25 protein-coding genes and 1 tRNA gene are annotated in these 26141 nt (G+C 54.7%); 22 read left to right on the top strand and 4 right to left on the bottom strand.

Features of this window, described 5'->3' with window-relative positions:
* Nucleotides 1-238: 238 nt before the first annotated feature.
* The 4 genes from ACWFTY_RS10865 to ACWFTY_RS10880 all read left to right on the top strand — a co-directional run bounded on the left by ACWFTY_RS10865 (nucleotide 239) and on the right by ACWFTY_RS10880 (nucleotide 3324).
* Nucleotides 239-478: a hypothetical protein gene (locus ACWFTY_RS10865; protein WP_447524243.1), complete on the top strand. Its 240-nt coding sequence runs from the start codon at nucleotides 239-241 to the stop codon at nucleotides 476-478.
* A gap of 164 nt (nucleotides 479-642) precedes the next feature.
* Nucleotides 643-1209 (top strand): ATP-dependent protease subunit HslV, encoded by a 567-nt coding sequence (hslV, locus tag ACWFTY_RS10870; RefSeq protein WP_447524244.1) that lies wholly within the window; start codon nucleotides 643-645, stop codon nucleotides 1207-1209.
* A gap of 44 nt (nucleotides 1210-1253) precedes the next feature.
* Nucleotides 1254-2555: an ATP-dependent protease ATPase subunit HslU gene (gene hslU, locus ACWFTY_RS10875; RefSeq protein WP_447524245.1), complete on the top strand. Its 1302-nt coding sequence runs from the start codon at nucleotides 1254-1256 to the stop codon at nucleotides 2553-2555.
* 136 nt (nucleotides 2556-2691) lie between these two features.
* Entirely contained in the window at nucleotides 2692-3324 is a 633-nt protein-coding gene (locus tag ACWFTY_RS10880; protein ID WP_447524246.1) for a peroxiredoxin family protein, read from the top strand.
* An 18-nt stretch (nucleotides 3325-3342) separates the two neighbouring features.
* Here ACWFTY_RS10880 and ACWFTY_RS10885 read toward each other — a convergent pair whose 3' ends face one another.
* A complete protein-coding gene (locus ACWFTY_RS10885; RefSeq protein WP_447524247.1) occupies nucleotides 3343-6261 on the bottom strand; it encodes a M16 family metallopeptidase in 2919 nt (972 codons plus the stop codon).
* A 123-nt stretch (nucleotides 6262-6384) separates the two neighbouring features.
* On the opposite strand from ACWFTY_RS10885, the gene ACWFTY_RS10890 reads away from it, so the two are divergent.
* The 11 genes from ACWFTY_RS10890 to ACWFTY_RS10940 all read left to right on the top strand — a co-directional run bounded on the left by ACWFTY_RS10890 (nucleotide 6385) and on the right by ACWFTY_RS10940 (nucleotide 14430).
* Entirely contained in the window at nucleotides 6385-6957 is a 573-nt protein-coding gene (locus ACWFTY_RS10890; protein ID WP_447524248.1) for a NifU family protein, read from the top strand.
* Between the two features lie 25 nt (nucleotides 6958-6982).
* Nucleotides 6983-7576: a malonic semialdehyde reductase gene (locus tag ACWFTY_RS10895; protein WP_447524249.1), complete on the top strand. Its 594-nt coding sequence runs from the start codon at nucleotides 6983-6985 to the stop codon at nucleotides 7574-7576.
* Between the two features lie 7 nt (nucleotides 7577-7583).
* Complete coding sequence (gene tsaB, locus ACWFTY_RS10900; RefSeq protein WP_447524250.1) at nucleotides 7584-8210, top strand: tRNA (adenosine(37)-N6)-threonylcarbamoyltransferase complex dimerization subunit type 1 TsaB; 627 nt, start codon at nucleotides 7584-7586, stop codon at nucleotides 8208-8210.
* 3 nt (nucleotides 8211-8213) lie between these two features.
* Nucleotides 8214-8717, top strand: a complete 504-nt coding sequence (gene rimI / locus ACWFTY_RS10905; protein ID WP_447524251.1) for a ribosomal protein S18-alanine N-acetyltransferase — start codon at nucleotides 8214-8216, stop codon at nucleotides 8715-8717.
* 106 nt (nucleotides 8718-8823) lie between these two features.
* Entirely contained in the window at nucleotides 8824-9240 is a 417-nt protein-coding gene (locus tag ACWFTY_RS10910; RefSeq protein WP_447524252.1) for a MucR family transcriptional regulator, read from the top strand.
* 113 nt (nucleotides 9241-9353) lie between these two features.
* The gene (locus ACWFTY_RS10915) at nucleotides 9354-9776 is read left to right on the top strand and encodes a Fur family transcriptional regulator (protein WP_447524253.1); all 423 of its coding nucleotides are present in this window, start codon (nucleotides 9354-9356) and stop codon (nucleotides 9774-9776) included.
* Nucleotides 9777-9855: 79 nt separating this feature from the next.
* The gene (locus tag ACWFTY_RS10920) at nucleotides 9856-10602 is read left to right on the top strand and encodes a lysophospholipid acyltransferase family protein (RefSeq protein WP_447524254.1); all 747 of its coding nucleotides are present in this window, start codon (nucleotides 9856-9858) and stop codon (nucleotides 10600-10602) included.
* A gap of 9 nt (nucleotides 10603-10611) precedes the next feature.
* Nucleotides 10612-11949, top strand: coding sequence for a tRNA (N6-isopentenyl adenosine(37)-C2)-methylthiotransferase MiaB (miaB, locus tag ACWFTY_RS10925; protein ID WP_447524255.1), 1338 nt, complete (start codon nucleotides 10612-10614; stop codon nucleotides 11947-11949).
* Nucleotides 11949-12980 carry a PhoH family protein gene (locus ACWFTY_RS10930; protein ID WP_447524256.1) on the top strand — a complete coding sequence of 344 codons (1032 nt, stop codon included), beginning with the start codon at nucleotides 11949-11951 and terminating at the stop codon, nucleotides 12978-12980. Before miaB ends, ACWFTY_RS10930 begins: the two co-directional genes overlap by 1 nt.
* Nucleotides 12967-13473 carry an rRNA maturation RNase YbeY gene (ybeY, locus tag ACWFTY_RS10935; protein ID WP_447524257.1) on the top strand — a complete coding sequence of 169 codons (507 nt, stop codon included), beginning with the start codon at nucleotides 12967-12969 and terminating at the stop codon, nucleotides 13471-13473. The genes ACWFTY_RS10930 and ybeY overlap by 14 nt, the downstream gene beginning before the upstream one ends.
* 21 nt (nucleotides 13474-13494) lie before the next feature.
* On the top strand, nucleotides 13495-14430 hold the full coding sequence (locus ACWFTY_RS10940) for a hemolysin family protein (protein WP_447524258.1): 936 nt from the start codon (nucleotides 13495-13497) through the stop codon (nucleotides 14428-14430).
* A 5-nt stretch (nucleotides 14431-14435) separates the two neighbouring features.
* On the opposite strand, the gene ACWFTY_RS10945 is transcribed toward ACWFTY_RS10940, so the two are convergent.
* Nucleotides 14436-15089: an MOSC domain-containing protein gene (locus tag ACWFTY_RS10945; RefSeq protein WP_447524259.1), complete on the bottom strand. Its 654-nt coding sequence runs from the start codon at nucleotides 15087-15089 to the stop codon at nucleotides 14436-14438.
* Nucleotides 15090-15153: 64 nt separating this feature from the next.
* On the opposite strand from ACWFTY_RS10945, the gene ACWFTY_RS10950 reads away from it, so the two are divergent.
* From ACWFTY_RS10950 to ACWFTY_RS10980, 7 genes are all read left to right on the top strand, one after another.
* Nucleotides 15154-16335: a glycosyltransferase family 4 protein gene (locus ACWFTY_RS10950; RefSeq protein WP_447524260.1), complete on the top strand. Its 1182-nt coding sequence runs from the start codon at nucleotides 15154-15156 to the stop codon at nucleotides 16333-16335.
* Between the two features lie 2 nt (nucleotides 16336-16337).
* Nucleotides 16338-17657: a replication-associated recombination protein A gene (locus ACWFTY_RS10955; protein ID WP_447524261.1), complete on the top strand. Its 1320-nt coding sequence runs from the start codon at nucleotides 16338-16340 to the stop codon at nucleotides 17655-17657.
* Entirely contained in the window at nucleotides 17638-18993 is a 1356-nt protein-coding gene (locus ACWFTY_RS10960) for a serine hydrolase domain-containing protein (protein ID WP_447524262.1), read from the top strand. Before ACWFTY_RS10955 ends, ACWFTY_RS10960 begins: the two co-directional genes overlap by 20 nt.
* Nucleotides 18993-19991, top strand: a complete 999-nt coding sequence (locus ACWFTY_RS10965) for an NADPH:quinone oxidoreductase family protein (RefSeq protein ID WP_447524263.1) — start codon at nucleotides 18993-18995, stop codon at nucleotides 19989-19991. Before ACWFTY_RS10960 ends, ACWFTY_RS10965 begins: the two co-directional genes overlap by 1 nt.
* Before the next feature lie 125 nt (nucleotides 19992-20116).
* Nucleotides 20117-21355 carry a mechanosensitive ion channel gene (locus ACWFTY_RS10970; RefSeq protein ID WP_447524264.1) on the top strand — a complete coding sequence of 413 codons (1239 nt, stop codon included), beginning with the start codon at nucleotides 20117-20119 and terminating at the stop codon, nucleotides 21353-21355.
* Between the two features lie 85 nt (nucleotides 21356-21440).
* Nucleotides 21441-22313 (top strand): hypothetical protein, encoded by an 873-nt coding sequence (locus ACWFTY_RS10975; RefSeq protein ID WP_447524265.1) that lies wholly within the window; start codon nucleotides 21441-21443, stop codon nucleotides 22311-22313.
* Between the two features lie 30 nt (nucleotides 22314-22343).
* Nucleotides 22344-22419 (top strand) — tRNA-Thr (locus ACWFTY_RS10980).
* A gap of 259 nt (nucleotides 22420-22678) precedes the next feature.
* Here ACWFTY_RS10980 and ACWFTY_RS10985 read toward each other — a convergent pair.
* Together ACWFTY_RS10985 and ACWFTY_RS10990 are read right to left on the bottom strand one after the other, a co-directional pair.
* Nucleotides 22679-22924 carry a hypothetical protein gene (locus tag ACWFTY_RS10985; RefSeq protein ID WP_447524266.1) on the bottom strand — a complete coding sequence of 82 codons (246 nt, stop codon included), beginning with the start codon at nucleotides 22922-22924 and terminating at the stop codon, nucleotides 22679-22681.
* A 198-nt stretch (nucleotides 22925-23122) separates the two neighbouring features.
* A complete protein-coding gene (locus ACWFTY_RS10990; protein ID WP_447524267.1) occupies nucleotides 23123-26032 on the bottom strand; it encodes a TonB-dependent receptor in 2910 nt (969 codons plus the stop codon).
* Between the last annotated feature and the right edge of the window lie 109 nt (nucleotides 26033-26141).

Consider the following 26141-nt stretch of genomic DNA (forward strand, 5'->3'; position numbering starts at 1 on the left):
AATTGGCACATGCTATGGAAACCAAGGGACTCCGGAATGATAGGCCAGAAAAATTAACCCTGAGCCATCGACTTGCACCTAAGCTCTCAATTTAACGGCCAAAAGTTCAACCTGTGTGATCTTTGCAACTGAACGGCGATATTATGATTTTGAACAATAAGATGGTTGATTTCAGTAGCCTGTTATGCCAAAGATTGTTGCGTATTAAGTGAAATGCGAAACCCTGAAGGAGCAAATTATGCGTTTCGGTAAAATTGGAATGGCTGCAGCTGCAGCCGCATCGCTTGTAAGCGCACCCGTTTTGGCACAGGCTAGTCAGCCTGTTTCTTCAGTTGCACGTACCAGCGCAACTGTTGATAGCGAAAATGATCTCGAAGGCGGTTCCGGTATCATTATTGCAATCCTCGCAGCAGCAGCTGTGATTGCTGGCATCATCATCGCGGCCGACGGCAGCGAAGATACGCCAACCTCCCCCTGAACTCGTTCAGATATAGATTTTGAAAATGGCGGCCAATCGGTCGCCATTTTTTTTGGCTATGGGGCTAGCAGAAGCCCGGATTCCGCTGGTCTATTTCCTGTCCTGAAGTAAAGCTGAGAAGCCTTTGGTTGCACATTTGGAACGGATTACCCATATCCGTTTTCATGACAGAAAATCAGCAACATGGCCTGCAACAATGGCACGGCACAACAATCCTATCGGTACGGAAAAATGGCAAGGTCGTTGTCGTCGGCGACGGTCAGGTATCCATGGGGAATACCGTAATGAAACCGAATGCCCGTAAGGTACGGCAATTGCACGACGGATCGGTGATTGGCGGCTTTGCCGGTGCGACCGCAGATGCTTTCACATTGTTCGAGCGGCTCGAGGCAAAACTCGAACGCCACAACGGGCAGTTGATGCGCGCAGCGGTTGAACTGGCAAAAGATTGGCGGACTGACAAATATCTCCGCAATCTGGAAGCGTTGATGATCGTGGCCGACAAGGATGTAACGCTGATTCTTACCGGCAACGGCGACGTGCTCGAACCGGTAGAAGGTATTGCAGCGATCGGTTCCGGAGGAAATTTCGCTCTCTCCGCAGCGCGGGCCCTGAAAGACTATGAAAAGGACGCCGAAAAGCTGGCCCGAAAATCAATGCAGATTGCGGCCGAACTTTGCGTGTTCACCAACGACCAGGTCACGATTGAAACGCTCGATAGCGACACTTAAATCTTGTCGGATCCGTTACAATCACTAACAAAGAGAAAATTAGCATGCAGGCGAACCTGACCCCCAAAGCCATCGTCAAAGCACTGGACGAACATATTATCGGCCAGCAAGACGCCAAACGCGCCGTTGCCGTTGCGTTGCGGAACCGCTGGCGCCGCCAGAGGCTTCCGGCCGAGCTGCGCGAGGAAGTAACGCCCAAGAATATCCTGATGATCGGGCCCACGGGTTGCGGTAAGACGGAGATTTCCCGGCGCTTGGCAAAGCTGGCGGATGCACCCTTTATAAAGGTTGAAGCCACCAAGTTCACCGAGGTCGGCTATGTAGGTCGCGATGTCGAACAAATTGCCCGTGATCTCGCGGAAGAGGCTGTCCGGCTGGAACGCGAACGTCGGCGAATGGCCGTGCATGAAGCGGCGGCGGAAGCGGCGATGAATCGGCTGCTCGACGTTTTATGCGGCGAGAATGCCAGCGAAGCCACTCGCGAGAGCTTTCGCCAGCGGGTAGTCGACAATCATATGAACGACACCGAGATCGAGATCGAAGTGGAAGATGCGCCCAACATGCCGATGGATCTCCCTGGCATGGGTGGTCAGGTCGGCATGATCAACCTTTCCGACATGATGGGCAAAGCCTTTAACCAGACGCGCATGAAACGCCGTAAAATGCGTGTTGCGGACGCCTGGGACAAGCTGGTCGAGGAAGAATCCGACAAGCGTCTCGACGACGAGGATATATCGCGGGCAGCGATCACCGACGCCGAATCCAACGGTATCGTGTTTCTCGACGAAATCGACAAGATTGCAGTCAGCGACGTGCGCGGCGGATCGGTCAGTCGGGAGGGCGTCCAGCGCGACCTGCTTCCGCTAATCGAAGGAACAACAGTTGCGACCAAATATGGTCCGATGAAGACCGACCATATCCTGTTCATTGCATCGGGCGCTTTCTCTATATCCAAGCCGAGCGACATGCTCCCCGAATTGCAGGGGCGCTTACCGATCCGTGTGGAATTGCGGGCATTGACCGAAGCCGACTTCATCCGGATATTGACCGAAACCAGAGCCAATTTGCCGGAACAATATGTAGCATTGCTCGGGACGGAAGATGTCACGATCAAAATTACCGACGACGCGATCGAAAAGCTCGCCGAAATTGCAGCGAATGTGAACGAAACGGTAGAGAATATCGGGGCGCGCCGGCTGCAGACAGTGATGGAAAAGCTGCTCGAAGAGATCAGCTTTACGGCAGAAGACCGGGCCGGTGAAGAAATTACCATCGACAAGGCCTATGTCGAGAAACAGCTTTCGGACGTCGCCAAAGACACCGACCTGTCCAAATATGTATTGTGATGGTAAAAGCTGAATTTTGATAAGACTCTGCAGGTTCTGGGCGTCGTATCTGACACCCGGCAAACGGGATGGCAAAGTTGTAATGACCTGGCTTTGAACGACGAACCAGAGCAGAGATAGCCGAATGGACCACGCCATGACACGAACCGCTTTGACATTGTCTTCCGTTGCAGTGCTTGCGCTCAGCGCATGCTCTGAATCTGCTCCCGATGCCAGCGGCGAAGCCACTGGTCAGGCGGAAAAAGAGCGGGACACAGTGGTTGCTCCCGTTGCGAAAGCGGAAAGCATAGATGCCGGACTGGCGGTCGGGGAGCAGGTTCCCTTGACCACCAGCCTGCTGACCAGCACGGGCGAAACCACTTTGGGCCAGGTTCTGGAAAACGGCCCTGCCCTCCTTGTGTTTACGCGTTCGGTCGAATGGTGTCCTTATTGCCAGACACAATTGAAATCGATCAACACGATCGTCGGCGATCTGAAGAAACGTGGCTATAATCTCTATGGCCTTAGTTACGACAGTCCTGACCAGCAGGACCGTTTCTCCAAGAACCAGATGCTGCAATATGAGATGCTGTCCGACCAGCCTTCCGCAGTGATCGACGGCTTTGGGCTGCGCGACCCGCAATATACCGAAGGGCGCGCCGCGGGTGTCCCCTATGCTTCGGTCTTTCTGATCGACAAGAGCGGCAAGATCATCGCCAGAACCGTATCCGGCGACTATAAACAGCGGCCCAGCAACGAGCAGATATTGGCGCTCGTCGACTCTATCTAGTGACTGGCTAGCTGTCGGCTAGTTGCTGGCGGCGGCATCCGCAGGCTGGATGGTCGGTTCATTGTCGTTGGCAGCCAGACGATTGGATTCGGGCAACACAGCCAGCTTCCATTTCGTGTCATCATTCAGATATTTTATCGCCAGCGCCTGCACTTCTTCGGGCGTAATCACCGTATAGTCACGAAGCAGACTTTGCAGGGCGACAAATTTCTGCGGATTGTAGCTCGCTCCTTCAAGCTGGCCCACCCAGAAACTATTGCCGCTGCTGGCCCGGGCGATTAACTGACGCAAGGGTTCTACCACGCGCTGCAATTCATCCGCGCTAACCGGCTTTTCCCGAAGATCCTTGGCAATCAACGCGACGACATTATAAAAACGGTCAATATTGTCCGGTGTCAACTGGCTCTGCGCGCCAATATAACCTCCCGATTCAAATTCGACCGGCCAGCTGTTGACCACCTGCGGGCTATAGCTTGCGCCCTGTTGAGACCGGAGAATTTCGAATAGCCGGTCGTTGAAGATCGACGCCAATACTTCCAGCTTGCGGCTTTCCCGGACATTGTCCAGCCCGCCGCCTGTCGGCCAGGCCACCATGGCAGCGGCCCGCTCATGATCGCCTTTGTGAACCAGGATTTCCGGACCAGCTTGCGGTGTCGGAAATTGCGGAGATTCTGCATCGGCTGAAACTGCTTGAGGCTCGCGTTTTGCCAATGCCCCGAATGTCTTGAGAATAGACTCGATCGCCTGATCCCGGTCAAAATCACCGAACAGCATCAGCTCGATCGGCCCACTTGCAAGTATCGGCTTCCAGAATTGCCGAAAATTTTCGGCGGTCAGCTGATCAAAATCTTCCTTGTCCGGGGTCTTCCAGCGAGGGTCCTTGCCGCGGACAAGCCATTCCAGATCGCGCCCCATGACCGCCTGCGGTGAGGCCGAGAAGCTGTCGTAGCTGATCAGGGAAGCGGCCTTGCTGCGGATTACGGGGGCTGCATCCCAGCGCGGAAAAGCCAATTTGGCTGCAATCAGATGCAACTGGTCTTCAAGATCGGATGGCCGTGTGTCGGCGGAAATCTCGAAGGCATCATTGTCGATGCCGAAACCCAGTCCAATCCGGCGTCCCGTGGTAATCTTGTCCAGTTCCTCCTGCCCGAGATCGCCGACGCCACTGGCCATCAGCGCCATGGCGCCTGACCATGCCAGCGTTTCCTGCCGGGACGAAAGGCCGCTATAGCCTTTGCCGAAACGGACATTGACCATGATCTTGTTGCGTTCGGCATTGTTCGGGAACATCAACACTCTGACGCCATTGGCCAACTCCAGCTGTTCGATATCGAAGCGCTCGTTAATTTTGGACGACAGAATCGATCCCTTTATCCCGATTTTTTTCAGCGCTTCAAATCCGATATCGGATTGGGTGACGCGGACATCACTCGCCGCATCGACAGAGCGGCGCAACGCCTGGGCCAGCCTGACCTTTCCATCGTCAACGGCATCCGGCGATGTCAGCAAGGCGCGGGTAGAGACGCCGGAAAATAATTTGCGAGTCGAATCCAGTAGCCGCTCGGGGGTGTAAAGATCCCGCATCGCGCGGAATACATCGAGCGCCACTTGAGGCGTCGCAATGGTTTCGCGGATGTCGACGGCGTTGACGATATCATCGGCCTGTTTGCGAGCAGCTTCGGTCTGATAGCTCTCCACGCCAATGGCCAAGGCAGCGTCAAATTCGGCAATCTCCCGGGCAATATCCGCTTCGGAAGGCGCTATGGTGGTAGCATCGGCGATAACGCCCCGGACGTCTTCGAGCGCAGCTTCCCAGTCGTCACCGAGAGGGATGATGCTGATGAAGGTGCCGTCGATCGAACGACTGACATCATCCTGACCGACGCTGGCCTGCAAATAGCTGCCGCCGGCCCTCGCCCGGGCTTCCAGACGGCGATTGATCAGCTGCAAAGCCAAAAGGTCGATCAATATTTGCTGATTATATACTATCGTATCCTCGACCTGCTCCCAGGGCCGCGCAATGACCATGGAAATGAACCGGGGCAAAGTGGGTTCGATAACAATCCGGCTGATATCAGCATTATCCTGTACTTCTCCGAAGTCAGGAATGATGCCAGCTTCACCCTTGCCCTGCCATTGCGCGAAATGCTTGTTCAGCAACTCCTCGAACAATGTCGGATCCCCATCTCCAGCGATAACGATCACGGCTTGCTCCGGGCGATACCAGCGCTGATGGAATAGTTGCAGCATCTGCGGCGTTGCAGCGCCCAATGTTTCCGGGGTGCCGATCGGCGCGCGGTTTGCCAGACGCTGTCCGGCAAAGAATAATTCCCGCGTCGCATTTTGTACTATGGTCTGGGGCCCTGCGCGTTCTCGCAATTCCGCCAATACTACGGGGCGCTCCGCATTGACCGCCGTGATGCTTAGCCCCGGCGAGCGTACCATGCCGGACAGTATTTTCAGGCTTTCATCGAGACTGGTACCGTTGGCATTGGGCAGATCCAGCTTGTAGACCGTTTGCGTCGGCGTGGTTTCCGCATTGCTGTCGCTGCCGAAGGTCGCGCCCAGCCTCTGCCATACACGCTTTGCTTCGCCATCGGGCACATGGGTCGAGCCGCGAAAGGTCAGATGCTCCATGAAATGGGCAAATCCCTGTTCCTGCTCGGTCTCCATCAGCGAGCCGACATCAAGCCGCAAGCGGATCGAGACTTGCCCTGGCGGGACACCGTTGCGTTTGACCGCATAGCGCATCCCGTTGTCCAGTTCGCCAAAGGTCCAGCTCTTGTCGACCGGGACATCGCTATTCTTATATAGCCACGGCAAACCATCATCGTCCTTGGCCTCTTCGGCATTGGCCATGCCGGGCATCGCCAGCAAGGCGAATAGCAGAAACAGTGTGGAGAGACAGGGAGACAGAAGCGGGGATGTTGTTTTCATGCGCCGGATATAAGCAGGCTCAATCTGACTGGCCAGTGAATATTCCCGACATTCTCGGCTCCTGGCTTCGACTAGTTATGTTTAGCCCTTGATCGCTGCGCATATAATCGCCAGATAACAGTCATGTTGATTGAAACCGAAAAAACACCAAACCCCTCGACCCTCAAATTCCTGTTGGGGCAGCCGGTCATGACCGACGGAACCCGCGACTTTGCCTCGCCGGAAGATGCCGAGACCTCCCCGCTGGCAGAAGCCCTGTTCACGCTTGGCGATGTGACCGGCGTTTTCTTCGGGTCGGACTTCATTTCGGTAACCTGTGGACCGGGCGCCGACTGGAGTGACCAGAAGCCACAGGTACTGAGCATCCTGCTCGATCATTTCTCGGCCGGATTGCCACTATTCAAACCGGGTAGTGCCGGCGACATCATCGTGCCGCCCGAAGAGGAAGTACATGATGATCCGGAAGATGCGGATATTGTAGCGCAAATCAAGGAACTGATCGAAACCCGTGTCCGACCCGCAGTTGCCAATGATGGAGGCGATATCATCTATCGCGGCTTCAACAAGGGCACAGTATTCCTGAAAATGCAGGGCGCCTGCGCCGGATGCCCTTCGTCCACGGCCACGCTGAAACATGGTATCGAATCCTTGCTGAAACATTATGTACCGGAAGTCACCGAAGTCCGGGCCGCTTAAGCATTATCAAACCAAAGGCAGTTTAATGAATTCTCCACTCGGTCAAGCGGCGCTGGACCAGCTGTTTCTCGAAGCCCGCACCTATAACGGCTATCACGACAAACCGGTTTCGGTGGAGCAGTTGCATGCTATCTGGAACCTGATGAAAATGGGGCCAACGAGCGCCAATATGCTGCCTGCCCGTCTGATCTGGTGCCATAGCCAGCAATCACGCGACCAGCTGGCCAACATCTCCTCGGAAGGCAATCAGGACAAAATCCGCAAGGCACCGGTTGCGGTCATCATCGGCATGGATCAGGATTTCCACGAGCATCTTCCGGAACTCTTTCCGCACGCAGACGCCAAAAGCTGGTTCGAAGGCGATGCTGAGGCCCGCAAGGTGCACGCGATGCGCAACAGTTCGTTGCAGGGTGCCTATTTTATTCTGGCTGCCCGCGCTCTTGGGCTCGATACCGGCCCGATGTCAGGCTTTGACAATGACGCTGTCGACAAGGAATTTTTCGGCGACCAGCCCAATGTCAAATCCAACTTCATTTCGACTTTGGGCTATGGCGATCCGGCGACCATTTTTGACCGCAGTCCGCGCCCGGAGTTCGACAAATTCAACAGTCTGATCTGACGAGTTGATGGGCGAGCGCCTTCTCGCGATCGACACGGCCAGCATCGCATGTTCCGTTGCGCTGTTCGAGGATGGCGCCCTGATCGCCTCGGACTATGCCGAGATTGGTCGCGGCCATGCGGAAAAGCTGATCCCGGCAATCGCGCAGCTTCCGGAACGCGGCAGAGCGGACAAGATTCTGGTCGATTGCGGCCCCGGTAGTTTTACCGGTGTCCGCATCGGTATTTCCGCAGCACAGGCCCTTGCTTTGGCCTGGGGTGCAAAAATTCATGGATATAGCTGCCTCGCTCTGGTTGCGGCGCAAGCTCTGGAACAACTGAACGAACCTCAACCGGTCTGCGTCGCGATGCTGGCCGGCCATGGCGAGTATTTCGTGCAGAATTTTTCCGGAAGTGGCGAACCGTCGAACGAATTCGCCTCGCTCACGCCCGAACAGGCCGCGAGCCAGGTCGAGGCTGATGTGATAGCCGGATCCGCTGCGGCGGAACTGGCGGCACTGGTCGGAGGCAAAAAGCATTTTCCGATATTGCCAAATGCCGCTCATATCTCTTTAGTGGATGCCGCTATGAAAAATATGCCTGCCAAACCGAATTACGGGCGCAAACCAGACGCCCAGCCTGCGAAAACGGCCTGAGCGATGGCCACTCGCCAAAGCTCGTGGGATGATAATGGCGTTGACCCGGTGGCTATCCGGCCCGGTGATCTGAGCGACTTGAGCGACGTGATGCATGTCATGGAACATGCCTTTCCAAAGACTTATGGCGAAGGATGGAACCACCATCAGTGCCGATCGATGCTTTCTATGCCTAATGCGAGACTATTGATTGCAGAACGCAAAGACATGGTCTGCGGCTTTCTCATCAGCCGACAGGCCGCGGATGAAGAAGAGCTTCTGATGATAGCGGTTTCGCCTGTCTGCCAGGGACAGAGCGTAGGCTACCGTTTACTCGAACATATGCTGCAATCGGCGCTAAACCACGGCGTTGTAGCGGTTTTCCTGGAAATGAGAGCGGATAATCCGGCGGGAAAACTCTATAGTAAATTCGGCTTCCAGAGGATTGGATTACGCAAGGCCTATTATACCGGCCTCAATATGGAAAAATTCGATGCGGTTACTTACAAAGCGATATTAACCGTCTAAACAAATGTATCATGAGTTTGACTGTTGCAGCGGTTGACCGTTCGTGTAAATACCAGCGCGCAAAATATGCAATATAATAATAATGGTCGCACAAAGGTATTAAATTATGACAGAGGAAGAAATTGCTCTGAATGAGACGTTGATTACGCTCACTTCAGACATTGTTGCTGCACATGTCAGCAATAACAGCGTTGCGGTATCCGATTTGCCGCTTATCATTAGCAGTGTTCATGGAGCACTCGCTTCCCTTTCGGGACAAGCAGCGGAACAGGCCCGTCCTGAGCCTGCGGTTCCGATCAAAGCATCGATAAAGCCGGATTATGTTGTCTGTCTGGAAGATGGCAAGAAGCTGAAAATGCTGAAGCGCCACCTGATGACCCATTACGGCATGACGCCTGAGGATTATCGCGCAAAATGGGGGCTGCCCAACGACTATCCGATGGTCGCTCCCAATTATGCGGAAAAGCGCCGGCAGCTTGCAAAGGCCATCGGCCTCGGCAAGAAAAAGGGTAAAAAGAACTAGACTGATTTCTTATTGCACTGGATTTGGAAAATTGCGGCAAGCTTGCCGCAATTTTCCCTTTGCAATATCCTGCACCCCGCATAGAGTCTTCCCCAGCGTAACGGAAAGGGTCCATGCCGCAAAAAATTGATCTTGAAGCACTATGTGCTGAAAAAGGGCTCCGCATCACCGACCAGCGTCGCGTGATCGCCCGTGTGATATCCGATGCCGAGGATCATCCCGACGTCGAGACTCTGCACGAACGCGCTTCAGCAGTGGATTCCCGCATTTCAATAGCGACCGTCTACCGGACGGTTCGGCTGTTTGAAGAAGCCGGCATATTGGATCGTCACGACTTCGGCGACGGACGGGCGCGCTATGAAGCGGTACCGGAAGCCCATCACGATCATCTAATCGATGTCGAAACCGGAAAAGTCATCGAATTTGTCGATCCGGAACTTGAAGCGCTGCAAAAACAAATTGCAGAGAAACTGGGCTATCGGCTGGTTGACCATCGCATGGAGCTATATGGCGTATCTCTCGCCAGAAAAACCTGAAGTGCCTGACCCCGACCCGGAGGCAAGGCCTTGTGACACCCAGCCAATGGCATATCGGCTGTGGGACGGAGCGTCACCAATGGGTTATTTGAGATTCGCACTCCGGATAGTCCTGCTGTTCTCAGCATTGATTGTCTGCATTCCCTTTTATTACCTGTGGCGACTGCTGGGACTGTCCAATCCTTGGCCGCGGACCTTTCTCAAGATCGCAGCCTTCGCCTGCGGTGCGCGAGTCAATATCATTGGCACCCCGATCAAGCGGGATGTCTTCTTCATATCCAATCATCTGTCCTGGGTGGATATTGCGATTCTCGGTGGCCACAGTGGCACCGCCTTTGTTTCCAAGGAAGAAATCAGCAACTGGCCGATTATCGGCTGGCTCTGCCGGCTCAATGATACGGTCTTTGTCTCGCGATCGGACCGGATGGGTATAGCCCAGCAGATCAATCAGTTGCGCGATGCACTTGAGGAAACCTGGGCAATCACGATCTTTCCGGAGGGCACCACGACCGACGGCTCCACCCTGCTGCCATTCAAGGCACCGCTGCTGAAAGTGCTGGAACCGCCTCCCCCCGGCATATTGGTACAACCGATATTTCTGAATTATGGGAACAATGCCCATGAAGTCAGCTGGACCGGCGAAGAAACCGCTCAGGCAAATGCCTGGCGACTGCTCACCCGGCGCAGCAGTTTTCTAGTTGAAGTACATTTCCTCGAGCCCTTCGATCCGGACCATTATTCTTCCCGAAAAGACATCGCAGCCGAGGCGAGACGACGTATTGTCGAACCGCTTTCAGCTTCCCTGGGGGGCAAACCCATTGTATAGGCGCGCTCTATGACCCAGGCTAATCTTAAAAAATTCCACATCAAATCCTTTGGCTGCCAGATGAATGTCTATGACGGCGAGCGCATGTCCGAATTGCTCGTCGATCAGGGCATGAGCGCCGCCGAAAATGGTGAGGACGCGGATCTGGTGGTGCTGAACACATGCCACATCAGGGAGAAGGCGGTCGACAAAGTCTATTCGGATATCGGACGGTTGCGCAGAAAAGACGGCACCAGCCCGATGATCGCTGTTGCCGGTTGCGTCGCCCAGGCCGAGGGAAAGGAAATCTCCCGCCGCGCTCCCAGCGTCGATATCGTTGTCGGGCCGCAGGCCTATCACCGGCTGCCGGAACTGATGGAAACAGCAAAATCGGGCAAGAAGGCGCTCGACACCGACATGCCCGCCATTTCAAAATTCGATGTCTTGCCATCGCGCGGCAAACAGGCACGGCCAACGGCCTTCCTGACCGTGCAGGAAGGCTGCGACAAATTCTGTACTTATTGTGTGGTTCCCTACACCCGCGGCGCTGAAATTTCGCGCCCGTGGACGGATCTGGTCAATGAAGCAAAGGCACTGGTCGATGGCGGCGCGTACGAAATCACGCTGCTCGGCCAGAATGTCAACGCCTGGACCGGCGAGGATGACAAGGGCCAACATCAGGGTCTCGATGGCCTGATCCGCGCGCTCGACAAAATTTCTGGCCTGAAGCGCATCCGCTATATGACCAGTCATCCGAATGACATGACCGAAGGCCTGGTTGCTGCCCATGGCGAAGTCGCCAAGCTTATGCCATTCCTGCATCTGCCGGTACAATCCGGCAGTGACCGGATACTGAAAGCGATGAACCGCTCGCATAGCGCGCAAAGCTATCTCGATATTCTCGATCAGATGCGCAAAGTGCGTCCGGATATTGCCTTGTCAGGCGATTTCATCGTCGGCTTCCCGGGTGAAACCGATCAGGATTTTGAAGAAACGCTGCAGATTGTCCGCGAAGCCAATTATTCCCAAGCCTTCTCGTTCAAATATTCCCCGCGTCCGGGCACGCCCGCAGCAGGAATGGACGAACAGATCGCACCAGAAGTGATGGATGAACGGCTACAAAGATTGCAGGCCTTGCTGAACGAGCAGCAATATGCATTCAATCAGCAGACCGTGGGCCGGACGACGGATATCCTGCTCGAGCGGCAGGGCAAGCTGGAAGGCCAGTTGATTGGCAAGACGCCATGGCTGCAATCGGTACATATCATTTCGCCCGACCTGCAAATCGGCGATTTGGTCGACGTTGAAATCACCCAGGCCGGTCCCAATAGTCTGACCGGCCAGATCAAAGAAAGACTCGCTGCCTGATGGTCCAAAAAACGAAAGCCGGAACGACCGGAAAGCTCACCACCGTGGATCTGGAATTTGACGATCCGCAGATACTGGGCGATCTGTTTGGCGAATATGACCGGAATATCGTGGCGATCGAAAACCGGCTTGGTGTCTATATCGCTGCCCGCGGGACGAAACTGAAGATAGAAGGCGAGGAAGAAGCCGTGTCTCAAGCGCGTGTTGTGCTGACCGGCATATATAATCGACTCGAGCAAGGGCAGGATATTGATGCCGGTGCAGTCGAAGCGATTATCGCAATGGCAGCAGATCCGCGCGTGGCAAAAGCAGCGAACCAATCCACACCCGACGTGAAGACCGAGAAAAATGATGTCGCCGATGCGCCCAAGGTGATGATCCGCACGCGCAAGAAAACGATTTTCCCGCGCTCTGTACGGCAGGCCCATTATATGGAAGCCCTCGCCCGCGATGACATGATTTTTGCCCTTGGCCCTGCAGGGACCGGCAAAACCTATCTCGCAGTGGCGCAGGCGGTATCCCAACTGGTGAGCGGCTCTGTGGACAGGCTTATTCTGTCGCGCCCTGCTGTCGAAGCGGGCGAGAAAATCGGTTTTCTTCCGGGCGATCTGAAGGAAAAAGTCGATCCGTTTCTACGCCCTCTTTACGATGCGCTCTATGACACGCTTCCCGCCGAACAGGTGGAAAGACGCATAGAAAGCGGCGAAATCGAAATCGCTCCGATCGCCTTCATGCGCGGGCGCACCCTGTCCGATGCCTTTGTCATTCTCGACGAGGCCCAGAACACAACCGCCGCGCAGATGAAAATGTTTCTGACCCGTTTCGGCATGAACAGCCGGATGGTGATTTGCGGAGATCCCAAGCAGGTCGATTTGCCGCGCGAAGCCACTTCCGGTCTGGCCGACGCCGTATCCAAATTGCAGAATATCGAGCGAGTCAGCGTAGTCGAATTTGGCGCGAGCGATGTTGTGCGCCATCCTTTGGTCGGCAAAATTGTCGAAGCCTATGAAGGCAAAGATGCTCCAGACTGAACTGACCGCATCTTCCCGATGGGACCAGAAACAGGATTGGACGGACTTGGCAGCGCGTGCGGCCAAGGCTGCGATCACGGCGTCATCCCATGCCGATCTACTGGCCCGGAATTTTGAAATGGAGCTTAGCGTCAAGCTCTCCGACAATGCCGAAGTCCGGACCCTGAATAATGCCTATCGCGGCAAGGACAAGCCGACCAACGTGCTGTCTTTTCCCCAGATTCAGCCAGATCTGCTCGAAACCCTGGCCAATACCGACGATGGCGAGGCCCTGCTGGGGGATATAATCCTGGCTTACGAGACCTGCCTCGACGAAGCAGCGGCAAAGAATATTGCCATATCCACGCATGTTACACATTTGATTGTGCACGGGACGCTGCATTTGCTAGGTTATGATCACGAAAACGAGATAGATGCAGCTTTGATGGAAAATTGCGAAATCAATGCATTGGCAACGCTGGGAATTGCCAACCCTTATTCAGAACAAGCGTAAAGCAGGTAATCAAGAAATAGAATGACCGACGTTGATAATGACAGTGTGACGGGTACGGCTCGCAGCAGCAACCAGTCCAAGGAAGATGACGAGCCTGGACGAATATGGCAGAGCCTGAAGGCTCTGCTGTTCGGCAATAACGAAGACAATAGCCTGCGCGCGCAGATCGAAGAAGTCATCGACGATCATGAAAGCGACGCCGAGGCCGATCCCAATAATCAGCCGGACGTATCGTCGCTCGAACTGGAAATGCTGCGCAACATGCTACATTTCAGCGAGCATCGGGTCGATGACATAGCGGTACCGCGCGCCGACATGATCGCCATTGAGGAAAGCTCTCCGTTCAGCGATTTTGTCGACATTTTTTCCGAGCACGGCCACAGCCGCATCCCGGTCTACCGCGATAATCTCGACAATATTGTCGGCATGATCCACATCAAGGATATCTTCGCGATCGTCGCCAAGGGCGGCAAGCATCCCGATGATATAACACCGTTTCTGCGGCAGCCTCGCTTCGTCCCTGAATCGATGGGCGTATTGGACTTGCTCGCCGAAATGCGCGCCACCCGCACCCATCTGGCGATTATATTCGACGAATATAACGGCACCGAAGGTCTCGTCACAATCGAGGATATTGTCGAGGAAATCACCGGCGAGATTGAAGACGAACATGATGACGAGCCGGTGCCGATGCTGGTCAAACTGGACGATGGTATCTGGGAAGCGGATGCCAGAGCCGAACTGGACGAAGTCGGTGATGCAATTGATCCGGCGCTCGAAATTATCGACGAGGATGTCGATACAATCGGTGGTCTGTGCTTCGTGCTGGCAGGTCATATTCCCACAGTCGGCGAGAAGCTCGAACATCCCAGCGGCTGGATATTGGAAATTACCAAAGCCGATGATCGCCGCGTGACAAAACTGCGTTTGCACCCGCCGAAGCAGGTCCGCGCGTAAGCCAGTCAAGATTGGGCGAGTTGTTCTGCCCGCAGCCGCCAGTTTTCAGCAAGCAGAGGGTTTTCCGACAATGCTCTGAGTTCGGTGTCTCGCCCCTTGTGCTGGCCGCCGATAATCAACCCAAAGACCCGGTCCAGCGGCCATTCGGGAAGCGGGCGGTCCTGCTGGACGAACTCGTCCCCTGCCCGCACTTTACCGGTTTCCAACACGCGAAAATAGCTACCTGATTTTCCGGTCTTCATCACGGTTTTCAGAACATCGGGTTTGCCAAAGCGGTGATTGAGTTTCCAGCACGGCTGTCTAGCATGACTGCATTGGATCAGCGCCTCACCCAAGCGGAAAATATCGCCGAGGCAAAGCCGATCTTCGGTCAATCCTGTGCAGCTGAAGTTTTCTCCAAACGCGCCAGCCTGGCTCAACAGATCCACATCACGATATTTATCCTGCCAGAAGGCATAATGTTCAGCCGGATAGAGATGCACAGCCTTGTCACGGCCGCCATGGCGCAGCGGATCGCCAACCTGATTTCCTTCGAGGCCCTCGAACCCCAGCATCAGGCTATCATCCGTCGACTTTTTGGCAATTGCGCTCATTTCGCCATCTTCGCGAAATATTTTTGGCGTGCCGATCAGCAACTGGTCGAGGCGAGTCTGTATCATATCAGACTGCTAACCGATCAAGTTCATATTGGCAATTTACTGCTGACTATGCTTCAAGGCGCTGATGGAAATCAGTGACCTTCGCATTGCTCTTTATAGCGGCAATTATAATTTCGTGCGCGACGGCGCCAACCAGGCGCTAAACCGGCTGGTCGACTATTTGCTGCGTCAGGGAGCCGCGGTCCGGGTCTATTCTCCGACCACTGATACGCCGGCTTTTGAACCCACCGGTGATCTGATCAGCGTGCCATCCGTCGCCTTTCCCGGGCGCGGCGAATATCGCTTTCCAACCCGTATTTCCAGCGATATTCGCAAGGATCTCGCGGCGTTCAATCCCAATATCATGCAGATTTCGAGCCCTGACCGGGTGGGCCACAAGATGGTATCCTGGGCCCGTCGCCAGAATATTCCCGTACTCGCCTCCGTCCACACCCGGTTCGAAACCTATCCCCGCTATTATAATCTCGCTTTTCTGGAGCCGGTAATCGAGGCGATATTGCGCCGCCTGTACCGCCGTTGCGACGCGCTGGTGGCACCGTCGGAATCGATGGCCCAGGTTTTGCGCGACCAACGGATGAACTATGACGTCGGGATCTGGTCTCGCGGCGTCGACCGTGACATATTCAATTCCGAACGCCGTGATCTGGCGTGGCGGCAATCATTGGGCATCGAAGACGACGTACCCGTAATCGGTTTTCTCGGACGGCTGGTGATGGAAAAAGGCCTCGATGTCTTTTCCGATGCAATCGACGAACTCAATCGCCGCAAAGTGGCACACAAAGTGATCGTTATCGGTGAAGGGCCAGCCAAACAGTGGTTCGAAGACAGAATTCCCGGTGCCATTTTCGTCGGGTTCCAGCAAGGCAGGGATCTCGGCCGAGCGGTTGCCAGCATGGATATGCTGTTCAACCCGTCGATTACCGAAACTTTCGGCAATGTCACGCTGGAGGCCATGGCCTGCGGATTGCCGGTAGTGGCGGCCAAGGCCACGGGTAGCCAAAGCCTCGTCAAGAACAACGAATCCGGCAAGCTGGTCACACCCGGAGCGGTCCGCGGATTTGCAGACGCGCTGCAACTCTATTGCGAGAATATCGATCTGCGCAACTCCCATGGCTCTGCCGGGGAACGGCGTGCAGAGGAATATAGCTGGGACCAGATCAACAATGCTGTTGCGCAGACCTATATGCGACTGGTCCGCCAGCGGCAGGCCGGCCATGGTCCGATCAAGCAAGCGGCTGTCCGCTAGATATGCAGGGTCTGTTTGACGACGGAAATGACGAGCAGCGCGAGACAGAAGGCACGCCGGACGCGCCTTTGGCAGACCGCTTGCGCCCTCGCCTGCTTAGCGAAATCGTCGGGCAGGATCATCTTGTCGGCGCAGAAGGCACGATCGGAAGAATGATCGCCGCCGGCAGGCTGTCCTCGATCATACTGTGGGGGCCACCCGGTACAGGCAAGACCAGCCTTGCTCGTTTGTTGGCCGATCAGACGGAATTGCATTTCAAGGCAATATCGGCGGTCTTTTCCGGGGTTGCGGAACTGAAGAAAGTCTTTGCCGAAGCCGATATGCGGTTCCAGTCCGGCAAGGCTACCCTGCTGTTTGTCGACGAAATCCACCGCTTCAATCGGTCGCAGCAGGACAGCTTCCTGCCTTATGTTGAGCGCGGCACGGTGGTGCTGGTCGGCGCCACGACCGAGAACCCGTCCTTTGAACTCAATGCTGCTCTGCTGAGCCGTGCGCAGGTGCTGATCCTCAACCGCCTCGATACCGCAGCCCTGGGTCAGCTATTGGAAAAAGCGGAAACAATCGAAAACAAGATCCTCCCGCTAACCGTCGATGCAAAAGAAGCGCTGATAGCCAGCGCCGACGGCGACGGCCGGTTTCTGCTCAATCAGGCCGAAACGCTGTTTTCGCTCGATATCAAAGATCCGCTCGATCCGTCCCAACTGGCAAAAATCCTGCATCGCCGGATGGCGGTCTACGACAAGGATCGCGAGGGTCACTATAATCTGATCTCGGCGCTGCACAAAGCCTTGCGCGGATCCGACCCCCAGGCATCGCTTTACTATCTGGCAAGGATGCTGGTGGCGGGCGAGCAGCCGCTATTTCTCCTCCGCCGGATTGTGCGCTTTGCCAGCGAGGATATCGGCATGGCCGATCCGCAGGCGCTGGTGCAGGCTCTTGCTGCGAAACAGGCTTACGAGTTTCTAGGTAGTCCCGAAGGCGAACTGGCCATTGTCCAAGCCTGCCTCTATTGCGCGACTGCGCCAAAATCTAATGCTGCGTACAAGGCCCAGAAAGCCTCATGGAAATCTGCGCGAGATACCGGCTCGCTGATGCCACCGCAAAATATTCTCAATGCCCCGACCAAGCTGATGAAGGAAATTGGCTATGGCGCAGGCTATAGCTATGATCATGAAAGTGATGACGGATTTTCGGGCGATAATTACTGGCCGGAAGAGATGCAGCCGCAACATTTTTACCAGCCTGTAGATCGTGGCTTTGAACACAAGATTCGCGAGCGGCTGGATTATTGGGAGAAATTGCGTGCGGAAAAAACTGGCTAGTCTTTGCGTCGTCGGTGCGTTGTTTTCCACCAGCGCCTTGGCACAGGAAGATGAAACGACGCGCTATGACCGGGCTCTGGCAGCCGGCTATAAAGCACAATTCATCTGCTCGGGTCTGTGGAACGGCGGAAAATCACTAGAAGATATCAAGTCGGACGAACTTACCGGCATATATGACCGGGTCGCAGAGATCGTCCCTACACTGGCTGAAGAAGTGGATGAAAAAGCGCGACGGGTTCGCGTCCGCTTTGCTGATGATGTTCCGCCGCGCATGGCGATCTGGAACAGCCAGAGCGGGTGTACATCGATGCCGATCGGTTTCGACGAGTCCGAGAAAGTGATGCCGACAGAGGAACGGACGCTTGTTGATGATCAGCCGTGGCCAATCGGTGATCGAGATGCGGCGACAACATCTGCTCGCCAGTCCACCACCGTTGAAAACGCGGCCGAACGCGCATTCCGGACGGATCAATATGGCGGAAAAACCAGTGCTGTGCTGATCATCAAAAATGGTAAAATCCACGCGGAAGCCTATAAACAAGGCCATGACCTGCACACGGCACAACGGACCTGGTCCGTCGCAAAATCCCTTGCCGGCACTTTGATTGGACATTCTGTCCAGCAAAAGACGGTCGATATAAATGCTCCGGTGGAAATCGCGGAATGGCAAAGGCCGGGCGATCCCCGCGCGTCACTCACCATCAATCAATTGATGCGGATGAGCAGCGGTCTGGTCAGCGACACCGCCGGCAATCGCACCGATGCGCTTTACATGGGCGGTGCAACCGTAACGGAGCGGGCAACCATCTGGCCTTTGCTCTACAATCCGGAAACGCGTTTTCGCTACGCCAATAACGACACGTTGCTAGCCGTACACGCGACGCGCGCGCAACATCCTGATTTCGATCCCTTTGGCTTCTTCCAGAAGCTCGGCATGACGCGGACCTATGCCGAGACCGACTGGCAGGACAATTATATCCTCTCCAGTCAGGTGTGGACCACAGCGCGGGATCTGGGACGATTGGGATTGCTTTATCTGAACAACGGCGTCTGGAACGGCGAGCGCCTGCTCCCCGAAAACTGGCGGAATTTTGTCAGCACCCCATCTGGACCTCAACCAGAAGCGCGCAATTTTGGCTATGGCGCGACATTCTGGCTGATGAACAATTCCGAGGGAATACCGAAAGACGCATTTGCAGGCTTTGGCAATCGTGGCCAATATCTGGTGATCATCCCCTCGCTGGATCTCGTAATTGTCCGGCGTGGCTATGATACCGGCGACAATCGCTTTGATATCGAAGCCTTTACCAAAGACCTTGTAGAAGCGGCAAAATAATGAACTCCAGATATAATGCAGCGGTTTGCACAGAGCTGACCGGCCCCTCGTCCATCCGGATAATCGAACAGGATGCGGTTCCTCTGCAAACGGGAGAAGTCCGGATCAAGGTCCACGCGGCGGGTTTGAACTTTCCCGACCTCCTGATGACCCAAGGCAAATATCAGTTCCGCCCCGATCCACCATTCATCCCCGGACTGGAAGCTTCGGGAGAGGTGATCGAGGTTGCAGCTGATGTAGACAGCGTCAAACCCGGCGACCGCGTCATGGCCGGCGGCAAGGGCGGCGCGCTGGCGGAGCAATGGATTGTCAATGCGGCGGCAGTCTCTCCCCTGCCCCCGGCTCTTTCCTTCAGCGAAGGCGCCTGCTGGCAAACCGGCGCATCGACCGCCTGGCACGCTCTGGTCGAGCGGGGGCATCTGCAGGCGGGAGAATCCGTTTTCATTCTCGGTGCCAGTGGCGGCGTCGGCATGGCGGCCGTCAAGATGGCCAAGCATATCGGCGCGATGGTCATCGGCACCGGTTCAAGTGAGGCCAAGCGAGAGGCCATCAGGGAAGCAGGGGCTGATCATCTACTTGATCCAGCGGACGAGAGCCTCGCGACAAAGGTCAAGGCGTTGACCGATGGCAAAGGCGTGGACGTCGTCTACGATCCGGTCGGCGGTGACCTGGCGCTGACGGCCACGCGAGCGATCGCCTGGAACGGACGCTATCTGATTGTCGGCTTTGCCAGTGGCGAAATCCCGTCTTTTCCAGCCAATCATGCGTTGATAAAGACCTATAGCCTGATCGGCGTTCGCGCCGGAGAAAGCCCGCGCCGCGATCCCGAACTCGCCGTCCGGCAAGCCGCCGCACTGAGCGATTTGGCGGCACATGGCGCAATGCGTCCGCATATTTTCCACCGTTTTCCCCTGACCGATACAGCCAAGGCGCTGGCGGTGCTTGAAAAACGCGAAGCTATCGGCCGGATTGTCGTGGAGATGGCTACAAGTTCTTGATCTTTACCAGTTTTTACGCCGCCCTATTTCTATCCCGAGATTGATTCCTGTCTATTCACCGTCAAATGTGTTAACAAGGTTTCAGGCGTAACAATGAACGGAATAGGGGAAGCTACATGGATGGGATGCGAATAGGCAATTATGCTCTGGATACAGAGCTGATGATGATATGGGGCGAGAAGCTGGGCTTGGCTCTAGTCATCCTCCTTGGAACCTGGGTTCTGGCAAAGGCCGCGAAATGGACTTTTGCCAAGCTTGTCGACAATGTGCAGTTTCTGCAGCGTGACACATCTACTGGTACGTCGGTAGGCGAATCCCTTGGTAAGATTGTATCCTTGTTGATCTGGCTGTTCGGGCTTCTGATCATCCTGCGCGTTCTCGGACTGGGCGGCGTCGACGCCCCAATCCAGACATTGCTCAACAGCATCATGGGCTTTGTTCCCAATCTGCTGGGTGCTGCAATCATATTCTTCATCGGAATGGTAGTTGCACGGATCGTTCGTGACCTTGTCGTGACGGCTTTGCAAACGGTCGATTTCGACAAATGGGCCAATCGTGGCGGTATTGATGCGGTCACCGGCAATTCCACGATCAGCAAGACGATCGGAACGATTATCTATGTTCTGATCATCATCCCGATCGCGATATTGGCGCTGGAAGCGTTGAATCTGGAATCGGTTTCAGGACCGGCCAGCGATATGCTCCGTATGATCCTTGCGGCAATTCCGAACATCATCGGCGCGGCTATCATCCTGGGTATCGGCTATCTGATCAGCAAATTTGTGGTTCAGATCATATCGGAAATCTTGCCAGGTCTGGGTGTCGATCAGTCGGTTGCAGCTCTAGGAATTCTGCCTGCTAAAACGTCGTTGACGTCGGTGCTGGCAAGAATTGCCCAGGTAGCGATCATGCTGTTCTTCGCAATCGCGGCGATGCGCTTGCTCGGATTTGCAGAACTGACATCCATCCTTGATCAGGTTCTCGAACTCGGCGGAAGAGTTATCTTTGGCTCGATCGTGATCGCGGTAGGCTTCCTGATCGCCAACTTGTTGTCCAAGATTGTTGGCGGCACGGATGAAGGCAGCATGGCTTCGACGATCGTCCGCTATGCAACGATCATCCTGTTCACCTTCATGGGCCTGCAGTTCATGGGTGTTGGACAGGAAATCGTGCAAACGGCCTTCACGGCATTGGTCATCGGCGGCGCAGCAGCGGCGGCACTGGCCTTTGGCTGGGGCGGACGCCACGTTGCTGGCAAGGTGTTGGAAGATGTCTACGCCAATCCACCGAAACCGAAAGCACCGGCTGCGCGCCAATCTGCGGCAGCGAAGCCTGCGGTCCGGAAACCAGTTGTCAAAAAATAGACACTGGCGACAAAATTAATGAACAAGGGCGGGTCCGATGGACCTGCCCTTTTCTTTTGACCTTATGATCCGCTAGAGAGGGCTCGTGCGAAGCTTCTCCCATTTTGCGTGTGTCGACTGGTCCGGTGCCAAGACCGAGCGTCCGGACGGCATTGCGGTAGCGATCATCGGTCCGGACGGACCTCCCGCCTTGTTATCTCCCCAACCGCGCTGGTCTCGGGCTGATGTTCTTGACTGGCTGCTCCGTCTTGCAGAAGACCGACGGGACATATTGATCGGCTTTGACCTGTCGATGGCGCTCCCCTTTCATGATCGCGGCGCCTATTTCCCCGAATGGAGCGAAAGCCCCGACCATGCGAAGGCCTTGTGGCGTGCCGTCGATGCCATGTGCGATGCTGATCCGCATTTGAACGTCACCAGTTTTCTGAACCATCACCAGGCGAGCCGCCATTTTCGTCATGGCGGGGGCCAAGTTGGCGATCTTTTCACGGGCGGCGTCGGACGCTTGCGCGAAGTTGAGCGCTACCAACGGGCGACGGGACAGGCCAACAGCGCCAGTTGCTTTAATCTGGTTGGCGCTGCACAGGTCGGGAAATCCAGCCTGACCGGGATGCGGATGCTGCATCAATTATATGGCGCGATACCGGTCTGGCCATTTGATCCCGTTCCCGATTCCGGTCCGGCCATCGTCGAAATCTACACGACCGTTGCCGCTCTGGCCGCCGGCCAGCCCAGAGGACGCAGCAAGGTCCGCGACCGCGCCGGTCTGAAGCAGGCCCTGACACGGCTGAACACGGCCACACCGGCAAGACTGGCCCGTTATGACGACCATAGTACCGATGCATTGATAACCGCAGCGTGGATGAAGCAGGTAGCGGCCAATCCCTCGCTCTGGAACCCTCCCGAGATGACCGACGAGATCGCGCAAAAAGAGGGCTGGACCTTTGGCGTGGTTTGACGCTAATAGCGCCCAGCAAATCCAGTGCATGCCGAATTAGCTCAGCTGGTAGAGCAACCGCCTTGTAAGCGGTAGGTCATCCGTTCGAGTCGGATATTCGGCACCATTTTTGCGGAGTAAAGTCGATCCGGGGGATCGACGACCGCAGAAATCCCGCACCGCATGCAAGGGCTTCTTTCAACCATCTTAATGATTCGGCTGTCAAGCCAGCCGTCTAGCAACCGCGGGGAGGAAAGGCTGTCCGCCGAAGCTTTGGCGAAGGAGGACTTCATTCATTTCGCATATATTATGAGAAGCAAATCTCATCCTGATCTATTTTCTACCTTCTGTTATAAAAGTGTAGGCTACTAAATAAAGTTATCACCTCACCTTAGTCCCGATTTGGCTCCAACCGTAACGTTCCTAATAAATTCTTCAAAAGGAATGCCCAATTCTTGAGTAATCTTGAACATTCTTACAATTCCAGGGTCTTCGGTACGCTGCATAAGGTCCTTGATAGCTGTTGAAGTTAATCCTGCACCGATTGATATTGATCTTCTAGATCGCCCGGAATCCAATATCTTTTGATTAATATATTCTCGTATCGAGTCGATATCCAGTCTTTCATTCATACATCAAATCCTTGGAATGCAATATCTAGCGGCGAGAGACCCCCCGGTGAATGCCGATCGAACTGCGAAAGTCAAAAGGAGGTTTATAATTACTAAACAACATAAGATATACAGCTAGCCCGTCTTATAAAATATCCAACAACAAAAAGCCCCGCCGGTTTCCCGGCAGGGCTTTCTTCATATCGTTGGCGCTTCAGATCAGAATTTGAAGCCTGCACCGATGCCATAGCGCCGTGGTTCCAGCGTGAATACATTGGTGTAGAGACCCGAAGACTGATCGGTCACATAAAGACCGGTTTCCGAGTTGCTGTCGAAGAGGTTCTGGACAAAACCGCGAACATACCAGCGATCATCCGTGCCGTTCAGCTGGATCTGGGCATTCGCCTGCGCGTAGCCATCGATCCGGTTGACATTGCCATTGAAGATGCTGCCATAGCTCTCTCCCGTATAAGCAAGGTCAACACGCGGGACCAGGCTCATACCATTGTCAAAGTTCATGGTATACTGGACGCCGACCGAGAATTTTAGCTGAGGCGCTTGTGGCAGATCATTACCACGTATGTTCTTGGGAACACCTGCAGCAAAATATTCTATCCCGCCAAATGCCGCCGGATCCAGCCCGGCAGCTGCAAATGCGCCTGCGGCTGCGGCTTCAAGCACACCGCAAACACCGAACGCGCCGGTAGAGGCGATACCGCCATCTGCCGGAAAAGCGACGGTTGGCTGCAGCCCGGCACCAGCAGCAAGGCCAGGAACCAGACCGGCATTAATGACACCGTTCACCGAGTTGACGAACTGGTTCACGCCAGCGATATTACCGGACGTAGAAGTCACCGCACAATTGGATGCGTTGGTGATGTCCTTGATGATAACGGCATCGGAACGGGCCCCGCCAAAGTCGCGCGGATCGCTATTGAACGTGTCACCCTTGACCTCGGTGTGCAGATAGCTGAACCCGAGATTGATCATCCAGTCCGGATCAGGGCGAATGACTGCCTCGACTTCCGCACCATAGATATCGGCATCGATATTCTCGTTCACCGCTGTCCGTGCGACAATCTTGCTGAGCTGCAAATCCTTATATTTATAGTAGAATGCAGTCACGTTGAGTTGCAGGGCACCATCGGCAAAGGTATTTTTCGAACCGATTTCAAACGCGTCAACCTGTTCTGGCCGGAAAGATTCCGGAACTTCGAAAATCGGTTGCAGTGGTGGATTCAGCCCGCCTGACTTATAGCCGCGAGAATAAGAAAAATAGATCAGATTGTCGTCGGATATCTTATAGTCAAGAACCGCACGACCCGTAATCTCGTCGTTTTTAACCTGACGATTCTGTAAAATCTGATTGCCTAAAGTGCCAGGGTCAGCATCGAACGATCCGACATATGGCGATTCAAACGCGTTGGTTGTTTGACTATAGGGAACAAGGAAACTTGCCAGCGTCGAACGTGCCTCTACGTCCTTCTTGTCATTGTTATAACGCAAACCACCGGTAAATTTCAGCGTGTCACTGATGTCAAAATAGACCTCACCGAACAGACCATAAGATTTGACCTTCAAATCACTCGTATTGTTGCGGAAATATGGTGTGCCGAGATATGAAGGCGGCAAACCAGCGCCGAGTGAAGTAAAGCTACCAAGCAAACCTGCGACATAATCAATCGCAAACGCATTCACATAATAGCTATTCTCGGTCAGATGATAGTCGGCATAAATACCGCCGAGCAGGAAGTTGAACGGACCATCAAGATCGCTTGAGATGATAGCCTCCGCCGACCAACTGCTATTATACTGGTTGGAACGGTCATATTGTAGCGGTGTGGTCGCACAATTGCTGTTTCCGCCGAACGATCCAAGTCCGATTGTGTCCGTGTCCGACGTACATAAAACGCCATCTGGTCCGTTGGGAATGATCGCCGCGGCAAGTGGCGCAAAATAGGATGCCGGAAGACCTGGAATAAGCCCCGCTGCCGCTGCAGCAAGCGAGTTCAGTCCAGGCGCATATCCGTCCCGACGACCGATATTGTTGTTATAGTCCTGCCGTGAATCCAGTTTCACCTTTTGATAGGTACCGGAAAGCTGCGCGCTGATTGGTCCAAAGTCATGTTCGATCTTGCCTTGGAACGTCAGTTCGCTGGTAAAATACTCGGGCGTGAACGCTGTGTTGACCGTCCGCGGATCGGACGGAATATCAATGCCTTCATATTGATCCGGACCATAAAGGCTGCCCAGCGCGAAAATGGTCGGAATGCCTTGAGTCGCGAGGAATTCCTCCGAAGACAGCGCTGCCGTGAAGGTCGCGTTGCCATTGAACGATTGGGCATCGCGGCGGTTGTTCAGACAACCCAGAATGCCTGTCTCGTCACGTTGACAATATTGCTTCTGGATCCGCATGCGATTGTCGTCTTCGCGGAAATAGGAAGCGAACAGGTCAATTGTCGTGTCCGGGGTTGGTTCGAAACGCAGGGAACCACGCACCGAATAGAGCTCCCGATCATCAAGATCCGGTCCGCCATTGAGATTGGTGGTATAACCATCCCGTTTTACGTAAATGCCCGCGCCACGGAAAGCCAGGGTATCGCCAATCGGAATGTTGACCATGCCCTTGACTTTGATGGCGTTATAATTGCCATATTCGGCATCACCGGATGCCTGGAACTCGCCCATTCTTGGCTTAGCCGTCACAACATTGACCACGCCAGCGGTTGCGTTGCGTCCGAACAATGTGCCTTGTGGACCGCGCAAGACTTCTACGCGCTCAAGGTCGAAAAATTCTGTTTCAAACAGTCGCGTTGAAAATAACGGTTGATCGTTCAAGTGAATGGCAGTTGCCTGATCGCAAGACACGCCGACACAAAGATCGCCGATTCCGCGGATCGTAAAGCTTGAACTGGTGAAATTGGTCTTGGTAAATGTGATATTCGGAAGCGTTAGCTGGAGATCGGAGCTATTCTCGATCTGCTGCGCTTCGAGCGCCGCTTGTGAGAATGCCGAAACGGCGATCGGCACGTCCTGGGCACTTTGTGCCTGACGTTGCGCGGTAACGATAATGACGTTGTCATCAATAACATCATTGTCCTGATCCTGTGCCATAACAGGTACGGACATTGCAGATATAGCTGTAGCAGCCAACAGTAGCGATTTACGCATTTCTCTCTCCCAAATCCCAACGATCTCACCGGAGAGTGAAGCTTATGCTCATCCCCCCGATTTCCTA

The sequence above is a fragment of the Parasphingorhabdus sp. NYA22 genome (assembly GCF_976973735.1).